The sequence below is a fragment of the Pseudonocardia sp. McavD-2-B genome (assembly GCF_024124365.1).
GTDB classification, from domain to species: Bacteria; Actinomycetota; Actinomycetes; order Mycobacteriales; family Pseudonocardiaceae; genus Pseudonocardia; species Pseudonocardia alni.
In genome coordinates, this window is the sequence record NZ_JAMXSG010000111.1 from 1 (window position 1) to 17,367 (window position 17,367).

The 17,367-nt window shown below is 73.4% G+C and carries 17 protein-coding genes and 1 tRNA gene; 4 read left to right on the forward strand and 14 right to left on the reverse strand.

Annotated elements, in window-relative coordinates:
• Positions 1 to 385, forward strand: a 385-nt coding sequence (locus NH602_RS15880) for a helix-turn-helix domain-containing protein (protein ID WP_253068213.1), incomplete at its 5' end; no start/stop codon positions are given.
• Here the strand turns inward: NH602_RS15880 and NH602_RS15885 are convergent.
• The 6 genes from NH602_RS15885 to NH602_RS15910 all read right to left on the reverse strand — a co-directional run bounded on the left by NH602_RS15885 (position 328) and on the right by NH602_RS15910 (position 3,791).
• Positions 328 to 693 (reverse strand): DUF4345 family protein, encoded by a 366-nt coding sequence (locus NH602_RS15885; protein WP_139282818.1) that lies wholly within the window; start codon positions 691 to 693, stop codon positions 328 to 330. The two genes, NH602_RS15880 and NH602_RS15885, sit on opposite strands and share 58 nt — an antisense overlap.
• A gap of 120 nt (positions 694 to 813) precedes the next feature.
• The gene (locus tag NH602_RS15890) at positions 814 to 1,392 is read right to left on the reverse strand and encodes a GNAT family N-acetyltransferase (protein WP_178374809.1); all 579 of its coding nucleotides are present in this window, start codon (positions 1,390 to 1,392) and stop codon (positions 814 to 816) included.
• 9 nt (positions 1,393 to 1,401) lie between these two features.
• Positions 1,402 to 2,232 (reverse strand): phosphotransferase, encoded by an 831-nt coding sequence (locus NH602_RS15895; protein WP_253068214.1) that lies wholly within the window; start codon positions 2,230 to 2,232, stop codon positions 1,402 to 1,404.
• Positions 2,233 to 2,335: 103 nt separating this feature from the next.
• The gene (locus NH602_RS15900) at positions 2,336 to 2,539 is read right to left on the reverse strand and encodes a cold-shock protein (protein ID WP_020627798.1); all 204 of its coding nucleotides are present in this window, start codon (positions 2,537 to 2,539) and stop codon (positions 2,336 to 2,338) included.
• Between the two features lie 349 nt (positions 2,540 to 2,888).
• A complete protein-coding gene (locus tag NH602_RS15905; RefSeq protein WP_062399612.1) occupies positions 2,889 to 3,221 on the reverse strand; it encodes a hypothetical protein in 333 nt (110 codons plus the stop codon).
• Positions 3,222 to 3,278: 57 nt separating this feature from the next.
• The gene (locus tag NH602_RS15910; protein ID WP_253068215.1) at positions 3,279 to 3,791 is read right to left on the reverse strand and encodes a polyketide cyclase; all 513 of its coding nucleotides are present in this window, start codon (positions 3,789 to 3,791) and stop codon (positions 3,279 to 3,281) included.
• 9 nt (positions 3,792 to 3,800) lie between these two features.
• Here NH602_RS15910 and NH602_RS15915 point away from each other — a divergent pair, with 9 nt between their 5' ends.
• On the forward strand, positions 3,801 to 4,463 hold the full coding sequence (locus NH602_RS15915) for an SDR family NAD(P)-dependent oxidoreductase (RefSeq protein ID WP_253068216.1): 663 nt from the start codon (positions 3,801 to 3,803) through the stop codon (positions 4,461 to 4,463).
• Between the two features lie 55 nt (positions 4,464 to 4,518).
• Here NH602_RS15915 and NH602_RS15920 read toward each other — a convergent pair.
• Together NH602_RS15920 and NH602_RS15925 are read right to left on the reverse strand one after the other, a co-directional pair.
• Positions 4,519 to 4,592: transfer RNA gene (locus tag NH602_RS15920), tRNA-Pro, on the reverse strand.
• A 37-nt stretch (positions 4,593 to 4,629) separates the two neighbouring features.
• Entirely contained in the window at positions 4,630 to 5,580 is a 951-nt protein-coding gene (locus tag NH602_RS15925) for a metallophosphoesterase (RefSeq protein ID WP_179761288.1), read from the reverse strand.
• A 38-nt stretch (positions 5,581 to 5,618) separates the two neighbouring features.
• Here NH602_RS15925 and NH602_RS15930 point away from each other — a divergent pair, with 38 nt between their 5' ends.
• The gene (locus NH602_RS15930) at positions 5,619 to 6,092 is read left to right on the forward strand and encodes a GatB/YqeY domain-containing protein (RefSeq protein WP_253068217.1); all 474 of its coding nucleotides are present in this window, start codon (positions 5,619 to 5,621) and stop codon (positions 6,090 to 6,092) included.
• Between the two features lie 68 nt (positions 6,093 to 6,160).
• Here NH602_RS15930 and topA read toward each other — a convergent pair whose 3' ends face one another.
• The 5 genes from topA to NH602_RS15955 all read right to left on the reverse strand — a co-directional run bounded on the left by topA (position 6,161) and on the right by NH602_RS15955 (position 13,718).
• Entirely contained in the window at positions 6,161 to 9,007 is a 2,847-nt protein-coding gene (gene topA / locus NH602_RS15935) for a type I DNA topoisomerase (RefSeq protein ID WP_253068218.1), read from the reverse strand.
• 339 nt (positions 9,008 to 9,346) lie between these two features.
• Positions 9,347 to 9,937: a hypothetical protein gene (locus tag NH602_RS15940; RefSeq protein WP_253068222.1), complete on the reverse strand. Its 591-nt coding sequence runs from the start codon at positions 9,935 to 9,937 to the stop codon at positions 9,347 to 9,349.
• 75 nt (positions 9,938 to 10,012) lie between these two features.
• Complete coding sequence (locus tag NH602_RS15945) at positions 10,013 to 10,615, reverse strand: hypothetical protein (RefSeq protein WP_062399624.1); 603 nt, start codon at positions 10,613 to 10,615, stop codon at positions 10,013 to 10,015.
• Positions 10,616 to 10,689: 74 nt separating this feature from the next.
• Complete coding sequence (locus NH602_RS15950) at positions 10,690 to 11,295, reverse strand: hypothetical protein (RefSeq protein ID WP_253068219.1); 606 nt, start codon at positions 11,293 to 11,295, stop codon at positions 10,690 to 10,692.
• Positions 11,296 to 11,414: 119 nt separating this feature from the next.
• Positions 11,415 to 13,718, reverse strand: a complete 2,304-nt coding sequence (locus tag NH602_RS15955; RefSeq protein WP_179761283.1) for a sodium-translocating pyrophosphatase — start codon at positions 13,716 to 13,718, stop codon at positions 11,415 to 11,417.
• A gap of 535 nt (positions 13,719 to 14,253) precedes the next feature.
• Here NH602_RS15955 and NH602_RS15960 point away from each other — a divergent pair.
• Entirely contained in the window at positions 14,254 to 16,629 is a 2,376-nt protein-coding gene (locus NH602_RS15960) for a DEAD/DEAH box helicase (RefSeq protein WP_256494900.1), read from the forward strand.
• Positions 16,630 to 17,003: 374 nt separating this feature from the next.
• On the opposite strand, the gene NH602_RS15965 is transcribed toward NH602_RS15960, so the two are convergent.
• Positions 17,004 to 17,367: Rv3654c family TadE-like protein (locus tag NH602_RS15965; protein WP_253068221.1), on the reverse strand; the 364-nt coding region annotated here is incomplete at its 5' end.

The window sequence follows — 17,367 nt, forward strand, 5'->3', positions numbered from 1 at the left end:
CCGCATCGCGCGGGCGATCGCGGCCCTGCACCGGCCCGGCGGCCCGGACCTGCCGACCGGTGACCTCGCGGCGGCGGCCGGGCTGTCGCCGGGCCACTTCGCGCGCCTGTTCACCCGGCAGACGGGGGCAGGCCTGCGGGCCTACCGCAGGTGGGCGCGGATGCAGATCGTCGCGGGCGTCGTGCGCGACGGCGGGGACCTCACCCGGGCCGCGGCCGACGCCGGTTTCGCGACGCCGTCGCACCTCGGGCTGGCGTTCCGCCGGATGTTCGGCCTGCCGCCCGGACGGCTCTTCCGGTCGGGGCTCGACATCCGGGTCGTGCCCGGTCAGGTCGCGGCGACGACGACCAGCGCACCGGCCGCGACCGCCTCGACCAGGCCGTAGAACCAGATCGGGTAGAACGCGGTGGGCCGGTCGACCATCCGGGACAGCACGCGCCCGACGGCCATCCCGCCGAGCGCGAAGGCGACGGTCAGCACCACGCCGATGCGGAGCCCGGGGACGGCCAGGGCCAGTCCGAGCACGGCCGCGATCGCCAGGCCGAACCCGCCGTAGACGGCGCGCACCTCCGACCTGCTCTCCGGGCCGTCGGCCACCAGCCCGAACGGCCGGACCAGCGCGGCCGGCGCGGCCAGCGCGTACCCGCCCATGAGCAGGAAGAAGATGCCGACCACGACGATGACCACGATCATCGCTCCTCCGTCTCGGTGCTCCTCCGGCGGCGACCGGAGGCTCGTCAGGACGTGGGCGAGCCTGCCGGGAACGGGAGCGGTCCGCCGTCACGGATCTGCGCGATCCGGGGCGGTGCCGGGTCAGCCGGTCAGCGCGCGGCGCATGACCACCCGCGGGAACCCGCCGGACACCCCGGTGGTCGCCGCGGCGAACGTGAACCCGCCCGCCTCGAACAACGCGCGGGTGCCGACGTAGGCCATCGTCAGGTCGACCCGGGCGCCCCGGTTGTCCACCGGGTAGCCCTCGACGGCCGGCGCCCCCTGGTCCCGGGCGTACGCGACGGCTCCGGCGAGCAGGGCCCGCGCGATGCCGCGGCCCCGGTGCCCGGCGCGGACCCGGAAGCACCACACCGACCAGACCGGGAGGTCGTCGACGTGCGGGATGGTGCGGGAGCGGGCGAACGGCAGCTCGGAGCGTGGCGCGACGGCGGCCCAGCCGACCGGCTCGCCGTCGTCGTGGGCGACGACACCGGGTGCGACCGCGCGGGTCGTCAGCTCCCGCACGTACTCGCCCCGGGCCCGGCCGGTCAGGGCGCGGTGCGTCGCCGCGGGCAGGCGGTGCGAGAGACACCAGCAGACCGACGCGTCGGGGTCGCGCTTCGGGCCCAGCAGGGTCGCGAGGTCGTCGAACGAGGTGGCCGGACCGACGACGAGGGGCACCGGCGCAGGCTAGTCGGGGAACGCCTCGGCGAGCATCCGGTGTCCGTGGGCCTCGAACGGCTCGTCGCCGACCTTCAGGGCCCAGGTCGCGGTGCCGACGGCCTCGGCTATCCACTCCCGGCGCCACGGGCCGGGCTCGCGCGGGTCGCCGCCGTAGCCGTCGTGGTGGGCGGTCTCCAGCGCCGGGTCCCACCGGAACTGGCGGGCGGCGAGACGCACCAGGTCGGTGGGCGCCGGGCGCAGCGCCGCACGGCCCAGGTCGATCACGGCGACGACCCCGTCGTACACCAGCCAGTTGCGGGGGTGCCAGTCGCCGTGGGTGGGGACGAGCCGGGCCGCCGGTGTCGGCCAGCCGGCCACCTCCGCCCGGAGCCGCGCGAGCAGCCCGGGGGCGATGCGGTGCGGACGCCCGAGCCTGGCCAGCACGGTGTCGCGCAGCCGGGCGCCGTACCCCTCGTCGACGACGGCGGGCCGGTCGTGCAGCAGCGCCAGCAGCTCCCCGGCGCCGCGGTAGGTCGACGGCTCGTGCTCGGCGGGCGTGTCCTGCACCAGGGCCCCGGGCAGGTAGCGGGTGACCAGCAGCTTCGCGTCGGCGTCGGCGTAGCGCAGCTCCGGCGCGCGGCCGCGGGCGACGAGCGGGGCCAGCCACTCGCGGTGGGCGCGCAGCTCGCGAGCGATGTGGGTGTCGGCGTCGTCGCCGGCCTTCACGATGAGGTCGGCACCGTCGTGGCGGATCTGCAGCACGGTGGTCCCGACCAGACCCCAGCCGTGGTCGGCGACGACCTCGTGCCCGGGTAGCCGGTCCGCGAGCAGTGCGGTCTGGCGGTCGGACAGCGGCACTCCGCCACGCTAGCGGCCCGGAGACGCCGATGGCGGCATCCCGCGTGGGGATGCCGCCATCGGACGGAGGAACAGTGCCCGGCCGCACGGCCGGGCGGGGGTGTCAGCGGGGGGACACCGAGGAGGCCTGCGGGCCCTTGGCGCCCTGGGTGACCTCGTAGGACACGGCCTGGTTCTCCTGGAGCTCCTTGAAGCCCGAGCCCTCGATGGCCGAGTAGTGGACGAACACGTCGGCGCCGCCGTCCTCGGGGGCGATGAAGCCGAAGCCCTTTTCGGCGTTGAACCACTTCACGGTGCCGTTGGTCATGGTGACTCCTTGTCATGCAGCATTCGGACGGAACAACCACGTCGTGCGGCTGCCCGGGTCAGAGGAATTCCCAGACGGCAGCCAGCTTCAGCTACACCAAAGACAGCGGATCCGCCCGCATCATCATTCTGCGAGCGCGCTTGAGACACGAAACTCAGAACTACGGTGACCGAGGAGAACGCTACCGCAGGGTCCGGTGTCGGCCAAACAGCCGTCCGCCCCGCAGTGCTCCTGCGGACGTTCTGCAGGGTCACGACCTGCTGATCGTCACGCTCGGCGTGACTCTGATCACTGGATGGGCGCCGCCCCGGCACGGTCGGTGCCGGGGCGGCGACCTGTCGTGGCGTGGTCAGGCGTCGGCGGCGGCCCGCTGGCGCACCGCGATGGGTGCCCCGGCGAGGTCCTCCTCGTTGCACAGCAGCTTGAGCTCGTAGTACGCCGCCTCGGACGCCTCGTTGTAGTCGAGGTGGATGGCGATCACGTCGACCGGCTCACCCAGCCAGGACTGGGTCTCCCGCAGCCACTGCGCGGCCCGCTCCAGTGCGGTCGGGAGGTCGTTGTCGCGGAACTGGACCGGGCGGAACGGTACGTCCTGGATCCCGTCGAGCTGGTGCGCCGGGCGGGGGAGGCCACCGGCCAGTCCCGCGTCGTCGAGATCGAGCGCTACCGGGTTCTCACTCATCCCGTCAGGATCGCGCATCACCCCCCGTCGCCGCACCCCACCGTGCCCGGTGTGTCGTCAACGACCCTGTGGCCGGCTGTGGCGCTCGGCGAGCCGTCCCAGGTTCAGCAGCTGCCGCCGGGCCATCACGAGGTCGCCGACCGACACCAGCGGTGCGATCGCGCGGGTGCTGCCCATGACGACCTTGAGCAGCAGGCGGGTCGTGTCCGCCCCCTGCGGCGCGAGGACGTAGGACATGACGGCGCCCAGGACGCTGCCGGTGAGCTGCACGCCGGGGTCGACCGAGAGGACCCGGCCGAGCCGCCGTCCGCCGGTCGCGGTGAAGGTGTCCCCGACCTGCGGTTCCGGGAGCCCTATGAGCTCCTGCGGGGATCGACGTCCGAGGTTGTCGACCCAGTCGTAGGAGTACGGGGCGAGCCGGATCTGGGCGACCCACGGCCAGACGACGGCGGCCGGCGCGGCGACGGAGACGCCCCGCCACGCCTGCAGCGTGGGGGCCGGGACGAGCTCGTCGCACGGGTAGGGGCGGGTGGTCTCGGCGTCGCTCACGCCCCAGCGGTCACCGATCACGGGTCCATCGTGCACCCGACGCCGCCCGCCGTCCGCGCCACGAACCGCGCGGTCGTCGTCACGACCCGGGGTCGGTGGCCCGGACCGCGTACCGCGCCGTCGTGGAGCGCGGCCGTCGCCGAGGCCGAGCACCGGTTCGGCCGGCTGACCGTCCTGGTCAACAACGCCGGCGTCCAGAACCCGCCCGCACCGATCGAGACGACCGAGGCGTCCACGTGGCGGCGTGTGCTCGACATCGATCTGACCGGTGCGTTCTTCGGCATCAAGGCGGTGACGCCGGCCCTGCGCCGTGCGGGCGGCGGGTCCATCACCAACATCGGTTCCGTCATGGGGACCGGGGGGACCGCCCACTACGCGCCGTACGTCGCCGCCAAGTGGGCGCTGCGCGGCCTGACCAGGACCGCGGCGCTCGAGCTGGGCCGCGACGGGATCCGGGTCAACGTCGTCCACCCGGGAGTCATCGCGACGCCGTTCATCACCGAGCCCGCCGCCGGAGCCGCCGCCCCCATCGCCGACTTCTACTCGCCCGACCCCTTCGCGGTGCCGCGGCTGGGAGAGCCGGCCGACATCTCGGCGCTGGTGCTGTTCCTCGCCTCCCCGGCGGCGTCCTTCGTGACGGGCTCGGAGTACGTGAGCGACGGCGGCCTGCTGCTCGGCCCGGCCCTCCGGTGAGAGGCTGTGGAACACGACGAAGGCCCAGGTCCGCCGGACCTGGGCCTTCGTGTTGTCGGGGTGACAGGATTTGAACCTGCGACCTCTTCGTCCCGAACGAAGCGCGCTACCAAGCTGCGCCACACCCCGATGGGCACCCGGGTCTCCCCGTGAGCCGTGGAGAACTCTACCCGATGCCCTCCGAGGCCTGCGCGGGGGTTCCCGTCCGCGCATCGGGGCCGGTCGTGCGGGGGACGAGGGTCAGCAGCGAGGCCTCCGGCGGGCACGCGAAGCGCACCGGTGCGTACGGCGAGGTGCCCAGCCCGGCCGACACGTGCAGCCGCATCCGGCTGCCCCAGCGGCTCGCCCCGCGGGCCCGGGACCGGTCGATCCCGCAGTTGGTGACGAGTGCGCCGTAGCCGGGCACCCGCAGCTGGCCGCCGTGGGTGTGCCCGGCGAGGACGAGGTCGTATCCGTCGGCGGCGAAGCCGTCGAGGACCCGCGGCTCGGGGGAGTGGGTCAGCCCGATGCGCAGGTCGGCGTCGGCGTCGTGGCCGGCGATGCGCGGGTAGCGGTCCAGGTTCAGGTGCGGGTCGTCGACGCCCGCGATCCGGACCGTCCGGCCGTCGACCTCGAGCACGTGCCGGGCGTGGGTGGCGTCGACCCAGCCGTGCTCGCGGAACGCGGCGCGCAGGTCGGTCCAGGGCAGGTCCGCCCCGTGCACCCGCTTCGTGTCCCCGCGGCGCAGGTAGCGGGCCGGGTTCTTCGGGGTGGGGCCGTAGTAGTCGTTGCTGCCGAACACGAACGCGCCCGGCCGCTCCAGCAGCCTCCCCAGCGCGGTCAGCACGCCCGGGACCGCGTCGGGGTGCGCCAGGTTGTCCCCGGTGTCGATCACCAGGTGCGGGTCGAGCTCGTCCAGCGCCGCGATCCACCGGATCTTGCTGCGCTGGCCCGGCGTGAGGTGGAAGTCCGACAGGTGCAGGATCCGCAGCGGCCGCGCACCCTCGTCGAGGACGGGCAGCTCGACCCGGCGCAGCGTCCAGTGCCGCCGCTCGATCCCCGCCGCGTACCCGATGCCCGACGCTCCGAGCAGGGCGGCGCCGGCGGCGGTACGGGCGAGGGTCCCGGCGATACTCACGCGATCCAGCCTACGTCGCGGGACTATCGTGGCGACCCGTGAGCACCCTCAAGGAGCAGCTGCGGGCCGACCTGACCACCGCGATGAAGGCCAGGGACGAGCTGGTGCGGACGACCCTGCGATCCGTCCTGACCTCCATCGGCAACGCCGAGGTGGCCGGTGACACCGCCCGGGAGCTCTCCGACGACGAGGTCCGCGCGGTCATCACCAAGGAGACCAAGCGGCGCGCCGAGTCCGCCCAGGCCTTCGCCGACGGCGGCCGCCCCGAGTCCGCCGAGCGTGAGCGCGCCGAGGGCGAGGTCCTCGCCCGGTACCTGCCGACCCAGCTCGACGACGACGAGGTGGCCGCCCTGGCGACCGCCGCCGTCGCCGAGGTGGAGTCCGAGACCGGGGAGAAGCCCGGCATGAAGCAGATGGGCCAGGTCATGAAGAAGGCGAACGCCGCCGCGGCGGGCCGCGCCGAGGGCGGCCGCGTCGCCGCCGCCGTGAAGAAGGCCCTCGCCGCGGGCTGACCGGCCCCGTCGACGCGACGGGCCCCGCACCGGATCATCCGGAGCGGGGCCCGTCGTCGTCACCGGTCTCAGGTCGTCGGGGTCGTGCGCGTCCGGGTTCCGGTCGACTTCGTCGGCGTGGTCTTGGCCGCGGTGCTGCGGGTCGTCGTCTTCTTCGCCGCGGTGCTGCGGGTCGTCGTCTTCTTCGCCGCGGCGGTGCGGGTCCCGGTCTTGGCCGCGGTGCTCTTGGCCGCCGTGCTCTTCGACGCCGCCGGCTTGCGGGTCGTCGTCTTCTTCTTCGCCGGGGCCTTCGCCCGCCGCTCGGCGAGCAGCTCGGAGGCCCGGTCGTCGGTGATCTCCTCGACCGAGTCGCCCTTGCGCAGGCTGGCGTTGGTCTCGCCGTCGGTGACGTAGGGGCCGAACCGGCCGTCCTTGATCACCATCTTCTTACCGGTCGAGGCGTCCTCGCCCAACTCGCGCAGCGGCGGCGCCGCGGCGGCGCGGCCCCGCTGCTTGGGCTGCTTGTAGATCTCCAGGGCCTCCTCCAGGGTGACCGTGAAGAGCTGCTCCTCGCCGGAGAGCGACCTCGAGTCCGTGCCCTTCTTCAGGTACGGGCCGTAGCGGCCGTTCTGCGCGGTGATCTCGTCACCGGAGTCCGGGTCCGTGCCGACGATCCGCGGCAGCGACAGCAGCCGCAGCGCATCCTCGAGGGTGATGGTGTCGACCGTCATCGACTTGAACAGCGAGCCGGTGCGCGGCTTCGGCTTGGCCGGCTTCTTCTTGGCGCCCTCGGACACCTCCGGCTCGGGCAGGAGCTCGGTGACGTAGGGACCGAAGCGGCCCTCCTTCGCCACGATCTCGTGTCCGGTGACCGGATCGGTGCCCAGCTTGCGGCCTTCCTGAGGCACCGAGAACAGCTTCTCGGCGATCTCCTCGGACAGCTCGTCCGGGGCCAGGTCGTCGGGCAGGTTCGCGCGCTGGGACTCGCCGTCGACGATCCGCTCCAGGTATGGGCCGTAACGCCCCACCCGGACGACGACGTCGTTGCCCGCCGCGTCGGCGAACATCGGGATCGAGTTCACCGTGCGGGCGTCGATCTCCTCCAGGTTCGATCCGACGAGCTTCTTCAGCCCACCGGCCCGGGCGATCTCCGAGCCGCTGCTCGCGCCGTCGGTGCCGAAGTAGAACCCGGACAGCCAGTGCACACGGGAGTCGTCACCGGAGGCGATGGAGTCGAGATCGTCCTCCATCGCGGCCGTGAAGTCGTAGTCGACGAGCTGGCCGAAGTGCTCCTCCATCAGCCCGACGACGGCGAACGCCACCCACGACGGGACGAGCGCGGAGCCCTTCTTCCAGACGTAGCCTCGGTCGAGGATCGTCTTGATCGTCGACGCGTACGTCGACGGCCGGCCGATCCCCATCTCCTCCATCGCCTTGACCAGCGCGGGCTCGGTGAACCGCGACGGCGGGCTGGTGGAGTGCCCGTCGGGCACCAGCTCGGTGGCGGTCAGCGGCTGGCCCTCGGTCAGCTCGGGCAGCCGGGACTCGGCGTCGTCGGCCTGCTGGCCCGAGGCCTCGTCGTCGAGGGTCTCGACGTAGGCCTTGAGGAAGCCGGGGAAGGTGATCGTGCGGCCCGAGGACGCGAACACGACCTTCTCGCCGGTCCCCGCGGTGCCCGCGATCCGGACGCTCACGGTGGTCCCGCGGGCGTCGTTCATCTGCGAGGCGATGGTCCGCTGCCAGATCATCTCGTAGAGGCGGAAGTCGTCGCCGTCGACCTCGCGGGCGATGGCACCCGGGGTCCGGAAGGTCTCGCCGGCGGGACGGATGGCCTCGTGGGCCTCCTGGGCGTTCTTCACCTTGCGCGTGTACTGGCGGGGCGAGTCCGCGACGTAGGCGTCGCCGTACAGCTCACGGGCCTGCGAGCGGGCCGCCTCGATGGCTGTCGCCGACAGCGTCGTCGAGTCCGTACGCATGTAGGTGATGTAGCCGTTCTCGTACAGACGCTGCGCGCTGCGCATCGTGCGCTCGGAGGAGAACCGCAGCTTGCGGCCCGCCTCCTGCTGCAGCGTCGAGGTCATGAACGGCGGGTACGGCTTGCGCGTGTAGGGCTTGGAGTCGACGGAGGCGACCTCCATCGGACGGTCCTGCAGCCCCTCGGCGAGGCGGCGCGCCTCGGCCTCGTTCAGGGTGACGACCTCCGCGGAGCCCTTCTTCAGCTGCCCGAGCGAGTCGAAGTCGCGGCCGGTGGCGACGCGCTTGTCGTCGACCTGCAGCAGCCGCGCACCGAACGAGCGCGGCGTGGCCTTCTCCCCGGCGTCGAGGGTCGCGGCGATGTCCCAGTACTCCGCGGAGCGGAACGCGATGCGGTCCCGCTCGCGCTGCACGATCAGCCGGGTCGCGACCGACTGGACGCGGCCCGCCGACAGCTTCGGCATGACCTTCTTCCACAGCACGGGGGAGACCTCGTAGCCGTAGAGGCGGTCCAGGATGCGGCGGGTCTCCTGTGCGTCGACGAGGTGCTGGTCGAGCTCGCGGGTGTTCTCGGCGGCCGCGCGGATCGCCGACTCGGTGATCTCGTGGAAGACCATCCGCCGGACCGGGACCTTCGGCTGGAGGGTCTCCAGGAGGTGCCAGGCGATGGCCTCGCCCTCACGGTCGGGGTCCGTCGCGAGCAGGAGTTCGTCGACGGTCTTGAGCGCCTCGCGCAGCTCCGAGACGGTGCTGCGCTTCTCCGGCGTGACGATGTAGAGCGGGCTGAACTGGTTGTCGACGTCGACGCCGAGCCGCGCCCAGGACTCGCCCTTGTACTTGGCGGGGACGTCCGCCGCGCCGCGCGGCAGGTCACGGATGTGACCGACCGAGGACTCGACGATGTAGTCGTTGCCCAGGTAGGGCTGGATCTTCTTCGCCTTGCTGGGGGACTCGACGATCACCAGGCGGCGCGTCGGGCGGCCGGATGCGTTCGCCGTCGAGGCCGGCTTGCGCGTGCTGCCCCCCGACGTGCGTGCCGAACCCGTCGTTCCCGTTGTCGCTGCTGCCACGTGGTCCTACCTCATCTCCTCGGCTGCGTCGCGGTCCCTGCGACGTCGTAGCCGTTTCCCGACCTCGCACTGTTACACCGTGCGGTCCCGGAGCGTGCCGGGACGGTTGCGCTGAGCGTCGTGTTCGGGGTCGACGATCGCACGATCTCACACCGTCGTCGCTCCGTGTCGTGGCTCGTGCCACGGGGAGCGGGCGAGTCGCCAGCGTAGACCCGGCCGTGGTTCGGCAGGTCAGGCGGCCGGTCGGCCGTGGTGCCGGGGCCACTCGGTCGGGTTCGTCATCCGCGGCGCGGGGCCCACCAGTTCCACCAGTCGGGCCAGTCGGCGAGCTCCGTGCAGGCGTAACGCCGGGCCGGGCGCGCCGTGTTCCCCCGGGGAGAGCCGTGCCGGGGGCAGGCCGGCCCGGGTGGCGGCGGCGATCAGCGGGCCGTGTGTCCATGGGGCCTGCGGGTCGAGCAGCAGCAGATACCCGCCCCGCAGGTCGGACGTGCCCGCGGAGAGCGCCCACAGCCGGAGCGTGGCGCCGTCGAGCTGGAAGTCCGGCGGGATCTGCTTGCGACCGTCCGGCGTGCACCAGGCGTGGGCCAGCGGGACCAGGTCGCGCCGGAACGCGCTGCGCATCCCGGACGCGCCGGGGGCAAGGGTGACGCCGCGGGCCGCCGCCAGCGCGGCCAGCGCGGTCTCGCGCCCCTCGATCGGCAGCGGGACGTCGAACCGGGCCGTGTCACCGGCGCCGAACCGCTCGATGCGCCCGGGCCCGCAGAGCAGCCCGGCCAGGTCGGTCAGCCCGGCCGGCCGGGCCTCCGCGGAGAACAGCGACATCTGCGGCACCCGTGAAGCATAGAACGCATGTTCGAGCTTGCCCAGCAGGGAGCGCCGGACGGGTGACGCGGCGGGTCAGGCGGGACCGTTGATCTTCTTGAGGGCGACGCACTTCGGCGCGGTCGCGAACGCCTTGTCCAGCCGCGGGGTGGGGCCGATCTTGTCCAGGCCCTGGGCGCCGGAGATCGTCCGCAGCTTCTGCTGGGCGCCGTCGAGCTTGCCCTTGAAGCCCTGGACGTCGTTCGGGTCGATCGCGTCGACGTCCTTCTTGGCCTGGGCGATCGTCGTGCCGGACCGGTCGAGCATGTCGCGCACCGCGGTCGCCCACGCGTCGCCGCCGCTCACCGGGGACTCGCCGGCCGCGGTCAGCTGCTTCTTGCCGGTGTCGATGCCGGCCGCGACCTTCCCGAGGTACTCCGACAGGCGCGTCTTGATGCCGGCGAGGTCGGCGCCGTCGTAGTTCGGCGGGGTGTTGAGCGGCTGGTAGTAGGCCAGGGTCGCGCCGCAGACCTTGTCGCCCCAGGCGACCGGGTCGGCGCCGACGCCCGCGGTCGGCCGCGGGGCCGGGTCCGCCGCGGGGGTGCCGGCCACGCTCGACGCGCAGCCGCCGGCCAGGAGCGCGGCGAGCAGGGTGGGGAGCAGGACCCGGGCGGTTCGCGCCGGGCGGGGGGTGGCCATCGTCGGGCTCCAGGGTCGGGGCCCGTCGGGGCCCGGGGCACGGACAGTGGTCGACGGTAGGACGCCGTCGCCGGTCAGCTGCTTCCACCCTCCCCGGTTGGCCCGTTCGGAGCAGCAGCGGGTGCGCCGGGCGGTGGTGTCGCGCGGGCCTGCTCCGCCGACCGGGTGAGATCTGTGCAGGTCGTCGAGGCCCGGAACGCCGAGGCGATCGCCGGGTTGCCGGTGACCTCGTCGAGGGGGCCGGTGGTGCCGCCGAGGCGGGCCAGCGGCTCCAGCGCGGCGGGCAGGTCGCGCTGCACCGCGGCGGGGTCGGCCGGGTCGATGGCGTCGACCCGCGAACGCGCCCCGGAGAACGCCGAGCGGATCTCGCCGAGCCCGCTCTGGAGCCGTGCGGAAAGGGCATCGCCGTCGTCGACGGGAGCCGGGCCGAGCCGGTCCAGGTCGCCCAGCGCGCCGTCGGCGGCCTGGGTGGTGCGGGTCAGGTAGTCCGAGAGGACCCGCAACCGCTGCGCGGGGTCCGGGGTCTCACCGGGGGTGTCCACGGCGGTGCGGACGAAGGGCAGCACGGCCGCGCACATCGACTCGGTCCACTGCTCGACGGTCGGCCCGGAGGGGCCGCAGCCCGCCAGCAGGACGGCCGGGGCGACGAGGAGTCCGGCGAGACCTCGCGATGTCCGCATCGCTCCTCCGTCGGGGTGATCGCTGCCGTCCGGCGGAGAGTATCCGAATCGTCCCGCGACGCAGGACGACCGCCCGTCCCGATGGGACGAGCGGCCGCCGTGGTCCTGCGAGGTGTCGCCTAGCTGACCGAGCTCTCGGCCGGGGTGTCGGTGATCGCCGAGGTGCGACGCTTCGAGACCACCACCGCGGCCGCGATGATCACCACGGCGACGATCGCGATGACGATCCGGATCAGCGGGTTGGCGTCCGGGGTGGACAGCACCACGACCGCCGGGGCGATCAGCACCGAGACCAGGTTCATGACCTTGATCAGCGGGTTGATCGCGGGGCCCGCGGTGTCCTTGAACGGGTCGCCGACGGTGTCGCCGATGATCGTCGCCTCGTGGGCGTCGGAACCCTTGCCGCCGTGGTTGCCGTCCTCGACGAGCTTCTTGGCGTTGTCCCAGGCGCCGCCCGAGTTGGCCAGGAAGATCGCCATCAGGACACCGGTCGCGATGGCACCGGCCAGGTAACCGGCCAGCGGGCCGACGCCGAGACCGAACCCGACCGCGATCGGGGCGAAGATGGCGAGCAGGCCGGGGGTGGCCAGCTCGCGCAGCGAGTCCCGGGTGCAGATGTCGACGACACGGCCGTACTCGGGGCGCTCGGTGCGGTCCATGATCCCGGGGTGCTCCCGGAACTGGCGGCGCACCTCGTAGACGACGGCGCCCGCGGCGCGGGTCACCGCGTTGACCGCGAGACCGGAGAACATGAAGACCACCGAGGCTCCGATGATCACGCCGACCAGGGTGTTCGGGCTGAACACCTCGTAGGCGAAGGCGGTCCCGGCGTCCTGCGCGGCGATGTTGACCCCGGCGAGCGCCTGGCTGATCGCGTCGCGGTAGGAGCCGAACAGCGCCGTGGCCGCGAGCACCGCGGTGGCGATCGCGATGCCCTTGGTGATCGCCTTGGTGGTGTTCCCGACCGCGTCGAGCTCGGTGAGGATGTCGACGCCCTCGCCCTCGACGTCGCCCGACATCTCCGCGATGCCCTGGGCGTTGTCCGAGACCGGGCCGAAGGTGTCCATCGCGACGATGACGCCGACCGTGGTCAGCAGGCCGGTACCGGCCAGCGCGACCGCGAACAGCGACACGACGATCGAGCCGGACAGCAGGAACGCGCCGTAGACGGCCGCGGAGATGACGAGGGCGGTGTAGACGGCGGACTCGAAGCCGATCGAGATGCCGGACAGGATCACGGTGGCCGCACCGGTCAGCGAGGACTCGCCGACGTCCTTGACCGGACGGTCCTCGGTGCCGGTGTAGTAGCCGGTCAGCTTGAGGATGACCGCGGCCAGCACGATGCCGATGACGACCGCGACCGAGGCGATCAGGCGCGGGTCGCCGGCCAGGCCGACGACGCTGGTGTCGGTCGGGTTCAGCAGCTCGCCGAAGGTGCCCGGGAGGTAGACGTAGGCGGCGACGATCGACAGCACCCCGGCGAACAGCGCCGAGAGGTAGAAGCTGCGGTTGATCGCGCGCAGGGTGTTCTCCCCGGCGCGGGCCTTGGTCAGGTAGACGCCGAGGATCGCGGTGATCACGCCGATCGCGGGGACGATCAGCGGGAACAGAAGGCCCTGCAGGCCGAACGCCGCGGTGCCGAGGATCAGCGCCGCGACCAGGGTCACCGCGTAGGACTCGAACAGGTCGGCGGCCATGCCGGCGCAGTCGCCGACGTTGTCGCCCACGTTGTCGGCGATGGTGGCCGCGTTGCGGGGGTCGTCCTCGGGGATGCCCTGCTCGACCTTGCCGACCAGGTCGGCGCCGACGTCGGCGGCCTTGGTGAAGATGCCGCCGCCGACCCGCATGAACATCGCGAGCAGTGCCGCGCCGAAGCCGAAACCCTCCAGGACGCGGGGCGCCTGGCCGGCGTAGACGAGCACGACGATCGCGGCCCCGAACAGGCCGAGGCCGACGGTGAACATGCCGACGACGCCGCCGGTGCGGAACGCGATACGGGTCGCCTTCTCCCGGCCGCCCGCCTCGCGTGAGGCGGCTGCGACCCGGATGTTCGCGCGCGTCGCGAGCCACATGCCCAGGTAGCCGATGATCGCGGAGAAGACCGCGCCGACGACGAAGAAGATCGACCGGCCGATGCGTTCGCCGAGGTCCTCGGCGGGGAGCGCGAAGAGCAGGACGAACACGATCGCGGCGAAGATCGCGAGCGTGCGGAACTGACGGTTGAGGTACGCCGTGGCGCCTTCCTGGACCGCGCGGCCGATCTCCTGCATGTTCGGGGTGCCCTCGCCGTAGGAGAGCACCTCCCGCAACAGGAGACCGCCGACGACCAGGGCGACGAGGGCGACCACCGCGACCACGCCGACGATGGCGAGGTCCCCGCCGCCGAGCTCGAGGCCCTGGGCGAGGTAGGTGGGCTGGGACATCCGTGTCCTCCCGGTGGAAAGGATCCGGCCGGCGAGGTCCCCGGCGGCCGGGACGGGTCACTGTGGCTCGACCCGGCCGGGCGGCGACGGCCTCGTCGGCGTCGACTGGGCCCGGGCGGTGTCCACCGGTGACCGGGCTGGTGCAGTCTAGGAGTGTGGTGCATCCCTCAGTGCGATTGGGATCACAAAACGTAACGAACTGGCAAAAGTGATCAATCCCACACGATGTTGCGACGCAATCCGGGAACCTGCAGATCAGCTGCGGTGCAACGACTTCCCCGATCCGTCCGGCGGCGGGACGCCGGTTCGGGTCGGCCACCGGGAGCGACCGCGGATCGTTCGAACATCTGTGCCATCGTGGTCGGTCGTGGGAGCGACGGCGGAGAGCACGCAGGGCCCGGACGGGTCGCAGCGCGGGGTGGAGCTGCTGCGTCGCGTGCTGGCGGGCTCGGGGGTCGACCCGGCCCGTGCCGACACCACGTGGGCGTCCGGTGCCGCCGACACGGACGGGCCGGGGCCGGGGCCGGGTGCCGGGATGTTCGCCGCGCAGGACGGCTTCGACGGTCCTGACGGTCTCCGCGGTTCCGACCGTTCCCGCGAATACCGCGGCTCCGGCGACGACGGGGTCGGCGCCGTCGACGACCCGTTGCGGCACGTCGTGCGGATTCCGGCGCGGGCCGGGAACCCGGTCGACTGGCCGGGCTGGACGCCCGAGCCGCTGCGCACGGCCTGGGCGGATCGCGGCGTGACCCGCCCGTGGTCGCACCAGGCGCACGGTGCGGAGCTGGTGCACTCCGGCGCCGACGTCGTCGTCGCGACGGGGACGGCGTCGGGGAAGTCGCTGGTCTACCAGCTGCCGGTGCTCGCCGGGCTGGCCGAGGACCCGCGGGCCACGGCGCTGTACCTCGCCCCGACCAAGGCACTCGCGGCCGACCAGCTGCGGTCCCTCGACGGGCTCGCCCCGGACGGGGTCCGGCCCGCCGCGTTCGACGGCGACACCCCCATGGACCAGCGCGACTGGGTCCGCAGGCACTGCCGGTGGGTGTTCTCCAACCCGGACATGCTGCACCGGTCGATCCTTCCCCGGCACGGACGCTGGGCGACCTTCCTCCGCCGGCTGCGCTACGTCGTGGTCGACGAGTGCCACACCTACCGCGGGGTGTTCGGCTCGCACGTGGCGCTGCTGCTGCGCCGGCTGCTGCGCCTCGCCGCCCGCTACGGCGCGCGCCCCGTGATCGTGCTCGCCTCGGCGACGGTGGCCCGCCCGGAGGAGTTCGCGTCCCGGCTGACCGGACGCGGCGTCGTCGCCGTCACCGAGGACGGGTCCCCGCACGCCGGGCGCACCGTCGCGTTCTGGGAGCCGCCGCTGCTCGCCGAGATCACCGGGGAGAACGGGGCGCCGGTCCGCCGCTCCGCCGGCGCCGAGGTCGCCCGGATGCTCGCCGACCTCGTCCTGACCGACGCCCGCACCCTGGCGTTCGTCCGGTCCCGGCGGGCCGCCGAGCTCACCGCGCTCGGTGCGAAGCGCCAGGTCGCCGAGATCGCTCCGGAGCTGGCCGCGCGGGTGGCCGCCTACCGCGGCGGCTATCTGCCCGAGGAACGGCGCGCGCTGGAGGCCGACCTGATGTCGGGCGAGCTGCTCGGGGTCGCGACCACCAACGCGCTCGAGCTCGGCGTCGACATCTCCGGTCTCGACGCCGTGGTGCAGGCCGGGTTCCCGGGCACCCGCGCGTCGTTCTGGCAACAGGCCGGGCGTGCCGGACGGGCCGCCGACGAGGCGCTCGTCGTGCTCGTCGCCCGCGACGACCCGCTCGACACCTACCTCGTGCACCACCCTCGCTCGCTGATCGGCGCGCCCGTGGAGAGCTGCGTGCTCAACCCGGTCAACCCGTACGTGCTCGCGCCGCAGCTGGCGTGCGCGGCCGCGGAGATGCCACTGAGCACGGTCGATGTCGAGGAGATCTTCGGAGGAGCCCCCGCGGTGGAGGTCCTCGACGCCCTGGTCGGCGAGGGCGTGCTGCGCCGACGACCGCACGGCTGGTTCTGGCCCGACACCGGCGACGCCCCCGCCGCACACGTCGACATCCGGGGCTCCGGGCTCGGGCAGGTCGCCGTGGTGGAAGCGGCCACCGGGCGGATGCTCGGCACCGTCGACGGCGGCTCGGCCCCGGGCACGATCCACTCCGGTGCGGTGTACCTGCACCGCGGCGACAGCTTCGTCGTCGACGAACTCGACCTCGACGACGGCGTCGCGCTCGTCCACGCCGAGGACCCGGACTGGCGCACCGAGGCCCAGTCGGTCTCCGACGTCACCGTGCTCGAGGTGAGGGAGCACCGCCGGTACGGACCGGTGCAGGTCTGCTTCGGCGCGACCACGGTGACCAGCCAGGTCGTCGCCTACCGGCGACGCACCCCGGACGGGACGGTGCTCGACCAGACGGCGCTGGACCTGCCGCCGCAGAGCCTGGACACCCGCTCGGTCTGGTACACGATCGACCCCGACGCGCTCGCCGACGCCGGCATCGACGAGGCCCGTATCCCGGGCGCACTGCACGCCGCCGAGCACGCCGCGATCGGTCTGCTCCCGCTGTTCGCGATCTGCGACCGCTGGGACATCGGCGGTCTGTCCACCGCGCTGCACCCCGACACCGGACTCCCAACGGTGTTCGTGCACGACGGGCACCCCGGCGGCGCGGGCCTGGCCGAACGCGGCCACGAGGTGCTGGGGCGGTGGCTGGCGGCGACCCGCGCCGCGGTCCGGGACTGTGAGTGCCGCACGGGCTGCCCGTCCTGCGTGCAGTCCCCGAAGTGCGGCAACGGCAACAACCCGCTGGACAAGACGGGGGCGGTGCAGGTGCTGGACCTGGTCCTCGCCGCGCTGGAAGGCGGTGCCCCGGCCGGTTCGCGGTGATCGCGGAACCGGACGGGGTACCACCGGCCCGCCCGTCGGGGGCGGGGGCGGGCCGGTGGCAACCACGTGCGACGACATCGGACGGGGGCGCCAGGGGCGCTCCGACGTCGTCGCTGTCTGGGGAGCGTGGTCTTCGTGGCGGGGCCGGACCGGACCCTGCCCGTCCCTGCGACTCCCAGTAGGCCCGAGTGTCGCGACGGTGACCAGATGTGGACCGCGCGACGTCGGTGATCGGTCAGGCCCCCACGACGAAGCGCGGTCGCGCTGGGACGTTCGTCGTAGGCAATCGTGATGACGGCGTGCTCCGGGGTTCGCCGTCCGTTCATCCGGGGGCGTGGACCGCTCACCGAGATCGTGATCACGTCCGGGGGAGTTCACGACGGCTCCGCGGTGGGGCCGGAACCGTCCACGGTCCCGCTCGCCGGGGGCGGGCCGGTGTCCACGGGAGCCGGGCCTGCACGCGCCCTCGCCCGCGCGGGACCGCGCAGCGGGAGCAGCCCCGACCAGGCGACCCGGGTCTCGACCAGGGCGTCCCAGCCGTCGAGGCTGCAGGTCAGGAGCTCGGCGCCGTTGCGGGCGGCCAGGTCGGCGGCACGTGCGCAGGCGGCGGCCGTGCCGTCCACCGACCGGCCGGCGGCCGCGAGCGCGGACAGATCCGCGGCGGTGGAGGCGACGTGCCGGGCGCGGGTGGCGGCGGCCAGGTCGACGCCGACGATGCCGACGAGCAGCAGCACCGCC

Coding starts and splice junctions, on each gene's coding strand:
- NH602_RS15885 (WP_139282818.1), bottom strand. CDS start 693: ATGATCGTGGTCATCGTCGTGGTCGGCATCTTCTTCCTGCTCATGGGC.
- NH602_RS15900 (WP_020627798.1), bottom strand. CDS start 2,539: ATGACCAACGGCACCGTGAAGTGGTTCAACGCCGAAAAGGGCTTCGGC.
- NH602_RS15905 (WP_062399612.1), bottom strand. CDS start 3,221: ATGAGTGAGAACCCGGTAGCGCTCGATCTCGACGACGCGGGACTGGCC.
- NH602_RS15940 (WP_253068222.1), bottom strand. CDS start 9,937: ATGTCGCTGTTCTCCGCGGAGGCCCGGCCGGCCGGGCTGACCGACCTG.
- NH602_RS15945 (WP_062399624.1), bottom strand. CDS start 10,615: ATGGCCACCCCCCGCCCGGCGCGAACCGCCCGGGTCCTGCTCCCCACC.
- NH602_RS15950 (WP_253068219.1), bottom strand. CDS start 11,295: ATGCGGACATCGCGAGGTCTCGCCGGACTCCTCGTCGCCCCGGCCGTC.
- NH602_RS15955 (WP_179761283.1), bottom strand. CDS start 13,718: ATGTCCCAGCCCACCTACCTCGCCCAGGGCCTCGAGCTCGGCGGCGGG.
- NH602_RS15960 (WP_256494900.1), top strand. CDS start 14,254: ATGTTCGCCGCGCAGGACGGCTTCGACGGTCCTGACGGTCTCCGCGGT.